This window comes from Methylobacterium sp. 4-46 (genome assembly GCF_000019365.1).
In the GTDB taxonomy this organism is placed as follows: Bacteria; Pseudomonadota; Alphaproteobacteria; order Rhizobiales; family Beijerinckiaceae; genus Methylobacterium.
Map to the genome: position 1 here is coordinate 6381483 of NC_010511.1, position 10085 is coordinate 6391567.

General features: G+C 74.0%; 8 protein-coding genes and 1 pseudogene. 8 read left to right on the plus strand and 1 reads right to left on the minus strand.

Annotated elements, in window-relative coordinates; all coding sequences use genetic code 11:
• Positions 1-49: 49 nt before the first annotated feature.
• The 5 genes from M446_RS28030 (at position 50) to M446_RS28050 (ending at position 5516) form a co-directional block, all read left to right on the plus strand.
• The gene (locus M446_RS28030; RefSeq protein WP_012335471.1) at positions 50-1270 is read left to right on the plus strand and encodes an LL-diaminopimelate aminotransferase; all 1221 of its coding nucleotides are present in this window, start codon (positions 50-52) and stop codon (positions 1268-1270) included.
• Between the two features lie 268 nt (positions 1271-1538).
• Positions 1539-1754, plus strand: coding sequence for a hypothetical protein (locus M446_RS28035; protein ID WP_012335472.1), 216 nt, complete (start codon positions 1539-1541; stop codon positions 1752-1754).
• A 137-nt stretch (positions 1755-1891) separates the two neighbouring features.
• On the plus strand, positions 1892-2242 hold the full coding sequence (locus M446_RS28040; RefSeq protein WP_012335473.1) for a hypothetical protein: 351 nt from the start codon (positions 1892-1894) through the stop codon (positions 2240-2242).
• Positions 2243-2258: 16 nt separating this feature from the next.
• Positions 2259-2627 (plus strand): hypothetical protein, encoded by a 369-nt coding sequence (locus M446_RS28045; RefSeq protein ID WP_012335474.1) that lies wholly within the window; start codon positions 2259-2261, stop codon positions 2625-2627.
• 243 nt (positions 2628-2870) lie between these two features.
• Positions 2871-5516 (plus strand): MGH1-like glycoside hydrolase domain-containing protein, encoded by a 2646-nt coding sequence (locus M446_RS28050; protein ID WP_012335475.1) that lies wholly within the window; start codon positions 2871-2873, stop codon positions 5514-5516.
• Between the two features lie 235 nt (positions 5517-5751).
• Here the strand turns inward: M446_RS28050 and M446_RS28055 are convergent, their stop codons facing one another.
• The gene (locus tag M446_RS28055) at positions 5752-6219 is read right to left on the minus strand and encodes a MarR family winged helix-turn-helix transcriptional regulator (RefSeq protein WP_012335476.1); all 468 of its coding nucleotides are present in this window, start codon (positions 6217-6219) and stop codon (positions 5752-5754) included.
• Positions 6220-6297: 78 nt separating this feature from the next.
• On the opposite strand from M446_RS28055, the gene M446_RS28060 reads away from it, so the two are divergent.
• The 3 genes and pseudogenes from M446_RS28060 to M446_RS39270 form a co-directional block, all read left to right on the plus strand.
• On the plus strand, positions 6298-8202 hold the full coding sequence (locus M446_RS28060; protein ID WP_012335477.1) for a chloride channel protein: 1905 nt from the start codon (positions 6298-6300) through the stop codon (positions 8200-8202).
• A 234-nt stretch (positions 8203-8436) separates the two neighbouring features.
• Positions 8437-8691 (plus strand): hypothetical protein, encoded by a 255-nt coding sequence (locus M446_RS28065; protein ID WP_012335478.1) that lies wholly within the window; start codon positions 8437-8439, stop codon positions 8689-8691.
• 437 nt (positions 8692-9128) lie between these two features.
• Positions 9129-9965 (plus strand): annotated as a pseudogene (locus tag M446_RS39270) (class I SAM-dependent methyltransferase); the annotation flags it as partial.
• Positions 9966-10085 lie beyond the last annotated feature (120 nt).

The window sequence follows — 10085 nt, forward strand, 5'->3', positions numbered from 1 at the left end:
GACCCCGCGACGGGCGCCCCGGGAGGCGGCGCCGATCAGGATCCGGCCGATGACCGATTTTCACCGCATCAAGCGACTGCCCCCCTACGTCTTCGAGCAGGTCAACCGGATCAAGGCCGCCGCCCGCGCCAACGGCGCCGACATCATCGATCTCGGCATGGGCAATCCGGACCTCGACGCGCCGCGCCACGTGATCGAGAAGCTGATCGAGACCGCCGGCAAGCCGCGCACCGACCGCTACTCGGCCTCGAAGGGCATCGCCGGCCTGCGCCGGGCCCAGGCCGGCTACTACCAGCGCCGCTTCGGCGTGAGCCTGAACCCCGAGACCCAGGTCGTGGCGACCCTCGGCTCGAAGGAGGGCTTCGCCAACATGGCCCAGGCCATCACGGCGCCGGGCGACGTGGTGCTGGTGCCCAATCCGAGCTACCCGATCCACGCCTTCGGCTTCCTGATGGCGGGGGGCGTGATCCGCTCGGTCCCGGCGGAGCCGACGCCGGCCTTCTTCCCGGCCGTCGAGCGGGCGGTGCAGCACTCGATCCCCAAGCCGGTGGCGCTGGTGGTCTGCTACCCCTCGAACCCGACCGCCTACGTCGCCTCCCTCGACTTCTACCGGGACCTCGTCGCCTTCGCCAAGAAGCACGACCTGATCCTGCTCTCCGACCTCGCCTACGCGGAGGTCTATTTCGACGACGCCAACCCGCCGCCCTCCGTGCTGCAGGTGCCGGGCGCCATCGACGTGACGGTGGAGTTCACCTCCCTGTCGAAGACCTTCTCGATGGCGGGCTGGCGGATGGGCTTCGCGGTCGGCAACGAGCGGCTGCTCGCGGCCCTGACGCGCGTGAAGTCCTACCTCGATTACGGCGCCTTCACGCCGATCCAGGTCGCCGCGACCGCCGCCCTGAACGGGCCGGACGCCTGCATCCACGAGATGCGCGCCACCTACCGGCGGCGGCGCGACGCGCTGGTCGATTCGTTCCAGAAATGCGGCTGGGCGATTCCCGCCCCCTCCGCCTCGATGTTCGCCTGGGTGCCGATCCCGGAGAAGTTCCGCGGCCTCGGCAGCCTCGAATTCTCCAAGCTGCTGGTCGAGAAGGCGGACGTGGCGGTGGCGCCGGGCATCGGCTTCGGGGAGCACGGGGACGAGTTCGTGCGCATCGCCCTGGTCGAGAACGAGCAGCGCATCCGCCAGGCCGCCCGCAACATCCGCCGCTTCTTCGAGGGGGCGGAGCGCACCCTGCACAACGTGGTCCCCCTGCAGAAGGCGGTCTGAGCCGGGATCCGCTTGATCGAAGCGGATCCCGGATCCCAAGCCTGCGCGGCGCCTGAGCGAAGCCGACATCCGCATGGCCGCAATGGGAGATGGCGACGCAAGCAACCGGATGGCGGATGAGCCGGGCGGGGCCTTGTGGCCGCGCGGTGACAGGGCGGGGTGAAAGCCCGGCTCGGGCCGCGCCGGTCCCGGGCGCGCCTTGATCGGAGCGGGGCGGAGCGGCAGGGTTGCGGCCACGCTGCCGTTCCTCAACCCCCCGGGTTCTTCCATGCGTCGTTCGCTGACCCTCGCCGGCCTGGTCCTCGCGGCCCTCGCGCCGGCCGCCTGCGCGCCGAACCCGATCGTCGCCCGCGATCCGGTGCCGGCCCCGGGGCCGGAGGAGGCCTATCGCTGCCATTCCCGGCCGACCGTGCTGAACGGCTTCTGGACCGATTGCGAGCCGGCCCTGCGCGAGCAGGCGGTGGTGGTCCGCAGCAAGGGCTGATCGGCCCCGGCGGCGCGTCCCCCGGCGCGCTCTCCCGGCAACACGTCCCGGCAACACGTCCCGGCAACACGTCCCGGCAACCCTTGCGGTTCCGGCGCGTTGAGGAGTTGGCCCCCCCTCGCGTCAAGGACCGGCCCGTGCCTCGCCCCCTTCTCCTCCTCGTCGCCGCCGGCCTCGCCGGCCCCGCCGCGGCCCAGACGGCCCGGGAGGCTCCGCTGACCCTGCGCGTGCGGCCCGAGGCGGCCGCGCGCCAGGACGTCTACGCCCGCGCGGCGGCGCGCGGTCCCGTGGTGCTGCGCGTCGACCCCTTCGCCGTCCCGAGCGGCGCGCCGCTGGTGGCGGTGCGGGCGGTTCCGGTCGCGCATGTCCAGAACGGCGGCGCCTTCGGGCCGACCGGGTTCGGCTACTACGACGACCAGATCAGCGAGGGGCCGCTCAACCGCCGGCCCCGCCCGGCCGCCTACGTCCTCGGCAGCGTGCCTTACTGAGCGTCAGGATCCCGCCATGCTGCGTCCCATCCTCGTCCTCGCCGCCGCCCTCGCCCTCGGCGGGTTGGCGGGTCCGGCCTCGGCCCAGAGCGTCGGCTACGTCACGGGCATTCCCGGCCCCGATCCGGCGGGCGGCGACGAGATCGGCTGGGGGCCGGCCTACCGGCCCGAGACCAGCTTCTCGCAGCCCGGCACCCCGCCGACCCCCGGCGACTACGCGGGCGCCGCCTACCGGGCGCGCACGGGCCGGGGCGTCTACGAGGGCGTCCAGGCCGGCGTGACGCCCGGGACCGAGGCCCCGGCGCTGCGCCCGCGCCGCATGCGCGCCGCCGCGCCGCCGGCCCGCCGCCACGCCGTCCGCCACCACCGGCAGGCGGCCCGCTGAGCCTCGTTCGCCGGGCGCGGGCGCCTCCACCCCGGAGCCTTGGCGGCGAAGAAGCCTTGGCGCTCCAGAAGCCTTGGCGCTCCAGAAGCCTTGGCGCTCCAGAAGCCTTGGCGCTCCGGAAGCCTTGGCGCTCCGGAAGCCTTGGCGCTCCGGAAGCCTTGGCGTTGAAAATGCATCGGCGGCGGCCCGGGAGGGGCGGGCGCCGGAGGCCCGCGCCCCGTCCCGCAAGCCGGATGGAGCGCCGTGGACGGGGTGGATCGTTGGGCCGAGCGGCGGCGCATCGCCGAGCAGGGCCGGGGCGAGCGGGCGTGGTCCCTCTGGGGACCGTATCTCAGCGAGAGGCAGTGGGGCACCGTCCGCGAGGATTACAGCCGCGACGGCGATGCGTGGCGCGCCCTCACCCACGAGGAGGCGCGCTCGCGCGCCTATCGCTGGGGCGAGGACGGCCTCGCCGGGATCTGCGACGACCGCGGCTTCCTCTGCGTCGCGCTCGCCCTCTGGAACGGCCGCGACCGCATCCTCAAGGAGCGCCTGTTCGGCCTGACCAACCAGGAGGGCAATCACGGCGAGGATGTCAAGGAGATCTACCACTACCTCGACGCCGTGCCGAGCCACGCCTACCTCAAGTTCCTCTACCGCTACCCGCAGGATCCGTACCCCTACGAGGCCCTCCTCGCCGAGAGCCTGCGGCGCGGGCGCGACCGGCCCGAATTCGAGATCGAGGAGACCGGCCTCTTCGCGGATGACCGCTTCTTCGACGTCGCCGTCGAGTACGCCAAGGCCGACATCGCCGACATCCACCTGCGCGTCACCGCGGTCAATCGCGGGCCGGACCCGGCCGACCTCCACCTCGTGCCGCAGGTCTGGTACCGCAACACCTGGTCCTGGGAGGCGCAGGGATCCGAGGCGAGGCCGCGCCTCGCGGCGCTGCCGGACGGCTCCGTCGCCTGCGCGCATCCGCGGCTCGGCGCCTACCGGCTCAGCTACGAGGGCGCGCCGCGCCTGCTGTTCTGCGAGAACGACACCAACCTGCGCCGCCACGCCGGCCGGCCCGACGCGCCCGGGCCGTTCAAGGACGGCATCCACGCGGCCCTGATCGAGGGCGACCGCGCCGCCGTGTCGGAGGAGGGCGGCACCAAGCTCGGCCTGCACTACCGGTTCCGCCTGCGCCCCGGCGAGCGCGCGACGGTCCGCCTGCGCCTCGCGGCAGGCCCGCGCCCGCGCCCCGTCGACCGGGAGGATGCCGTGCTCGCCCAGCGCGTCGCGGAGGCCGACGCCTTCTACGAGGATCTCCAGGACGGGATCGAGGATCCCGACCGGCGGGCGATCTTCCGGCAGGCCGCCGCGGGCCTGATCTGGACGAAGCAGCTCTACCGCTACGACGTCCGCCGCTGGCTCGCCGGCGACCCGCTCCAGCCCGAGCCGCCGCGGGAGCGGGCCTGCGGCCGCAACGCCGCCTGGCGCCACCTCGCCGCCGCCGACGTGCTCTCGATGCCGGACAAGTGGGAATATCCCTGGTTCGCGGCCTGGGACCTCGCCTTCCACTGCCTGCCCCTCGCCCTCCTCGATCCGGGCTTCGCCAAGGGCCAGCTGCTGCTGCTCACCCGCGAATGGTACATGCACCCGAACGGGCAGCTGCCGGCCTACGAGTGGGAGTTCGGCGACACCAACCCGCCGGTCCATGCCTGGGCGACCTTCCGGGTCTTCGAGATCGACCGGGAGCGCCGGGGCGGGCGCGGCGACCTCGCCTTCCTGGAGGGCGTGTTCCACAAGCTCCTGATCAACTTCACCTGGTGGGTGAACCGCAAGGACGCCACCGGCCGCAACGTCTTCCAGGGCGGCTTCCTCGGGCTCGACAACGTCGGCGTCTTCGACCGCTCCCGGCCGCCCCCGGGCTTCGGCATCGTTCACCAGGCCGACGGCACCGCCTGGATGGCGATGTACGCCCTCAACATGATGCGCATCGCCCTCGAACTGGCGCTCCACAACGACGTCTACGAGAGCACGGCCTCGAAGTTCTTCGAGCATTTCCTGCTCATCGCCGAGGCGATGACCGACATGGGCGGCGAGGGATTCGGGCTCTGGGACGAGGAGGATCAGTTCTACTACGACGAGGTCGACATGCCGGACGGCGGCATGATCCCGCTGCGGGTGCGCTCGATGGTCGGGCTGGTGCCGCTCTTCGCCGTCGAGGTGATCGAGCCCGGCATGCTCCAGCGCCTGCCGGACTTCGCCCGGCGCCTCAACTGGGTGCTGGAGCACCGGCCCCACCTCGCGCGGCTCGTCTCGCGCTGGACGGAAGGCGGCGTCGGCGACCGCAAGCTGCTCTCGCTGCTGCGCGGCCACCGCATGAAGGCGCTGCTGCGGCGCATGCTCGACGAGAGCGAGTTCCTGTCGCCCTTCGGCGTGCGCTCCCTCTCGAAGGTGCACGAGGCGCAGCCCTACGCCCTCGACGCCTTCGGGGCCTCCTTCACGGTCCGGTACGACCCGGCCGACTCGACCTCCAACATGTTCGGCGGCAACTCGAACTGGCGCGGGCCGGTCTGGATGCCGATGAACTACCTGATCGTCGAATCCCTGCGCCGCTTCCACGCCTATTACGGCGACGATTTCCTGGTCGAGTACCCGACCGGCTCCGGGGACCTGCGCACGCTGAGCGCCATCGCGGACGCGCTGGAGGACCGGCTCATCGCCCTGTTCACGAAGGACGCGGAGGGCCGCCGGCCCGCCTTCGGCGCCCGCCCGCCGCCGGTCTTCGGCGACGGGGAGCCGCTCCTGTTCCACGAGTTCTTCGACGGGGACAGCGGCCGCGGCCTCGGCGCCTCGCACCAGACCGGCTGGACCGCCCTGGTGATGAACCTGCTGCTCCGCCAGGCGGGCCGGCGCTAAGCATCATTCGCCGAAGGGGTCACCTTTTCGGCGGCGGCCCGAAGGACCGCGTCAGCGGAAATTGATGCGAGAACAAGAGCTAGGCAGAGTTGCCCGGCGCAACTCCGCTCAGCCCCGCGCCCGCGACCGCCCCGGGCGGCAGGATCGGGGGCCGGGAACGGCTCGTCCGCCCCTGGGGCGCGACGCGGTGTCCCGGCGTTCCAGCCCCGCGCCTTCGCGCCGGGCCTGTTCCCGGTCAGCCGCCGGCCTGCGGGCCGGCCTGCGGGCCGGCCTGCGGCCGGGCGAGGCGTCCCAGCGCCCGGACCAGCGCCGGTTCGAGGCTCCTCAGCTCCCGCAGATGCGCCGCCGTGAGCCGCGCCAGCAGCGCCTCGGCCCGCGGCGTCAGGGCGAGTTCCATCCGCCGCCGGTCCGCGCGCCCGCGGGTCTTGGCCAGCAACCCGCCCTCGACCATCCGCGCCACCAGCTCCGCGGCGCTGTGGGGCGCGATCAGCAGCTGCTCGGCCAGCAGCCCGACCGTCGGCGGCCGCTCCCCCGCGTGACCCGCCACGGCGAGCAGCGCCTGGTGCTGCTGGGGCGGCAGCCCCTCGGCGAGCGCCGCCGCCTCGCTGAAGGCCAGGAACTGCCTCAGGCGGAACCGGAACGCCGCCAGCGCCGCGTATTCCGCGCGCGACAGGCCCTCCGGCGCAATCGGCTCTTCGGCCAAGGCATGCCTCCTCGTCGGTCCGCGCGCTGGAAATATATCGTGACACGATATATTTCCGCCCCGCGACGCGGAGGGAACATGGATCAGCAGAGGGCTCCGGCCCAGGCCGCCGGCAGGCCGGCCCAAGCCGCCGGCAGGCCGGCCCAGTCCGCCGGGAGGCCGGCCCAAGCCGACGGCAGGCCGGCCCAGTCCGCCGGGCGGCACGCCATACCCGTCCGGGCCCGGCGTCCGCTCGCGGATTTCAGCGCCGACCATCGGGTCGTGATCCTGCTCGCCATGGCGCTCGTGGTGGGGACGGGCGGGGCCTTCGCGGCCCTGGCGCTGGTCAAGCTGATCGGCCTCGTCACGAACCTCGCGTGGTTCGGGCGCCTCGACGCGGAGCCCGCCGGCCTCGCGGGCGCGCCCCGCGGCGCCTGGATGGTGCTGGCGCCGGCGCTGGGCGGCCTCGTGATCGGGCTGATGGCCCGGTTCGGCTCGGAGAAGATCCGCGGCCACGGCATCCCGGAGGCGATCGAGGCGATCCTGATCGGCGGCAGCCGGATGTCCGCCAAGGTGGCGCTGCTGAAGCCGCTCTCCTCGGCCATCTCGATCGGCACCGGCGGCCCCTTCGGCGCCGAGGGACCGATCATCATGACGGGCGGGGCGATCGGCTCGCTCTTCGCGCAGCTGTTCCACCTGAGCGCGGCCGAGCGCAAGACGCTGCTCGTCTCCGGCGCCGCCGCCGGCATGACGGCGATCTTCGGCACGCCGGTCGCCGCCCTGCTCCTCGCGGTGGAGCTGCTGCTGTTCGAGTGGCGCCCGCGCAGCTTCATCCCGGTCGCGGCGGCCGCCGCGGTGGCGACCGGCTGGCGGCCCCTGCTGTTCGGCGCGGGGCCGCTCTTCCCCTTCGCGGCGGTGCCGGACCTGCCCGGCTGGGGGCTGCTCTCCTGCGCCGGGCTCGGGGTCGCGGCGGGCCTGCTCTCCGGCCTGCTCACCAAGCTGCTCTACGGCCTGGAGGACGCCTTCGAGCGCCTGCCGGTCCACTGGATGTGGTGGCCGGCCCTCGGGGGCCTCGTCGTCGGGGCGGGCGGCCTCGTCGAGCCCCGCGCCCTCGGAATCGGCTACGACGTCATCGCCGACCTGCTCGGCGGCCGCCCGGGGGCGGGGGCCGTCCTCACCCTCCTCGCCGTCAAGGCGCTGATCTGGCTCGTCGCCCTGTCCTCGGGGACCTCCGGCGGCGTGCTCGCCCCGCTCCTGATCCTCGGCGGGGCGATGGGCTGGCTCCTCGGCCACGCCGCCGGCCTGCCGGGGGAGGCGGGATTCTGGGCGCTCCTCGGCATGGCGGCGATGCTGGGCGGCACCATGCGGGCCCCGCTCACGGGGGCGCTCTTCGCCGTGGAACTGACCGGCGAGGTGCGCGCCCTCGCGCCGCTGCTCGCCGCCACGGTGGCGGCCTACGCGGTGACGGTGCTGCTGCTGAAGCGCTCGATCCTCACCGAGAAGATCGCGCGGCGCGGGCAGCACGTCACCCGCGAGTACGGCGTCGATCCCTACGAACTGACCCGCGTCGCCGAGGTGATGGTGCGCGAGGTGGACGTGCTGCCGGCGGACCTGCCGGTGGCCGAGGCGCTGGCGGCGATCGAGGCGGGGCGCCACCGGGCCTACCCGGTCGTCGACGCCGCCCGGCGCCCGGTCGGGCTCGTGACCCGCGCCGATGCCCTGCGCTGGGCGGTGGAGGAGGGGCGGGGCGCAGCGCATCCGGGGGAACGCCTGGAGGAGCGGGTCTCCGACGCCTCCCTGGCGGTGGTGCATCCGCGGGACGTGGTGGCGCGGGCCATCGACGTCATGATGGAGAGCGACCAGGGCCGCATCCCGGTGACCGATCCGCGGACGGGCGCCCTCGTCGGCCTCGTCTCCCGCAAGGACCTGCTGCGCGTGCGCGCCGCGGTGATCCGCGCCGAGGCCGAGCGGCGCCCCTACCTCGTGCGCGGGCGCGGCGGCTGAGCGGCCGCGGCGGCCCCGCCGCGCGGTGGGCCCCGATCTTAACGTGGGTTGCCGCGGGACCGGGCGCCGTTCGCTACCCTGGGACGATCCCAGCGGGCGTGTCCGATGACCGCCGGGTCCGTTCTCGAAGCCTCGTCGAGCCACCGGCTCGCGCCGAGGATTCGAGGGGGTTGGAGGCCCGGTGCGCCAGCGTCCTGGGCCGTTGCGATGAGGGGTCCATCCTCCGAGGGTTGCATGACCAACAGGCAGCACGATCTTCTGGATCGCGGCACCGTGGCGGAGATCGAGGATCTCGTTCTCGGCGGGCGGGGCGACGTCGAGCGGCGGCGCATGGTGCAGCGGCTGCGGCAGCTGGAGAGCCTGTCGCGGCAGCGCATGAACGACCGCGAGGAGCTCCAGCTGATCATGTCGGCCCGGCGCCTGCTCGGCGACCGGGAGAGTTTCGGCGTCGTGCGCGGCCTCTTCGCCGAGGATGCGCGGCGGGCATGACCCGCAGGCATCCGCTGCAGGGCTCGCCCGGGAGCGCGGGCGGCTGAACGGCGTTCTTGTCCGACGAGACGCATCGAACCCGGTCCGGCGCCGGCTTCCGGCGGTTCGGGCCGGGCTGACGGCGGAGCCGTCGGATGACGACGCTGATGGAACGGGTGCTCGGCCGCGTGCTGGCGGCTCTGCCGCTGGCCGGGCCGCTGACGGTGCTGGGCACGGACGGGCGGCGCCTCACGGCCGGGCCCCGGGACGGTCCGCCGGTCCGCGTGCGGCTCCGCGACCCGTCGGCGGCGCGCCGCCTCCTCCTCGATCCCGACCTCGCCTTCGGCGAACTCTACGTGGAGGGCGGCCTCGTTCTCGAGGAGGGGACGCTGCCCGACCTGATGCGCGTGCTCCTCGCCCGCAGCCGCGGCGAGGTGCCGCTGCCCTCCGCGACCGCGATGGCGCTGCTGCGCCGCCTCGGCCGGCGGCTCGGCCGGCGCAACACGCCGCGGCGGGCCCGCCGCAACGTCGCCCACCATTACGCGCTCGACGAGCGCCTCTACGGGCTCTTCCTCGACCCGACGTGGCAGTATTCCTGCGCCTACTTCACGGCGGAGGAGGACGACCTCGCGGCCGCGCAGCGGGCCAAGATGCGCCACATCGCCGCCAAGCTCCTGGCCGGGCCCGGGCAGCGGGTCCTCGACATCGGCTGCGGCTGGGGCGGCCTCGCGCTCTACCTCGCCGGGGTCGCGGGCTGCGCGGAGGTGCGGGGCATCACGCTGGCGGAGGGGCAGCTCGCCCGGGCGCGGGCGCAGGCGCAGGCGCGCGGCCTCTCCGCCCGCGCGCACTTCGCCCTGGAGGATTTCCGCCGGGCGTCGGGCAGCTTCGACCGGATCGTCTCGGTCGGCATGTTCGAACATGTCGGGCCGGCCGATTACCCCGGCTTCTTCCGCCTCGTCCGGGAGCGCCTGGCGCCGGACGGGGTGATGCTCCTGCACACGATCGGGCGCACGGGGGCGCCCTACCCGACGAATGCCTGGATCACCCGCTACATCTTCCCGGGCGGCCACCTGCCGACCCTGTCCCAGATCACGCCGGCGATCGAGCGCTCGGGCCTGATCGTCACGGACGTGGAGGTGCTGCGCCTGCACTACGCCCGCACGCTGGCCGCGTGGCGCGCCCGCTTCGCCGCGAGGCGGGAGGCGGCGCGCGCGCTCTACGACGAGCGCTTCTGCCGGATGTGGGACTGGTACCTCGCGGCCTCCGAGGCGGCCTTCCGGTACGAGGACCTGGTGGTGTTCCAGATCCAGCTCGCGCGGCGCAACGACGTGGTGCCGCTCACGCGGGACTACGTCGCCCGGGAGGAGGCCCGGCTGCGCGCGCGGGAGGAGCGGCGGGGCCGCGGAGCGCTCCCC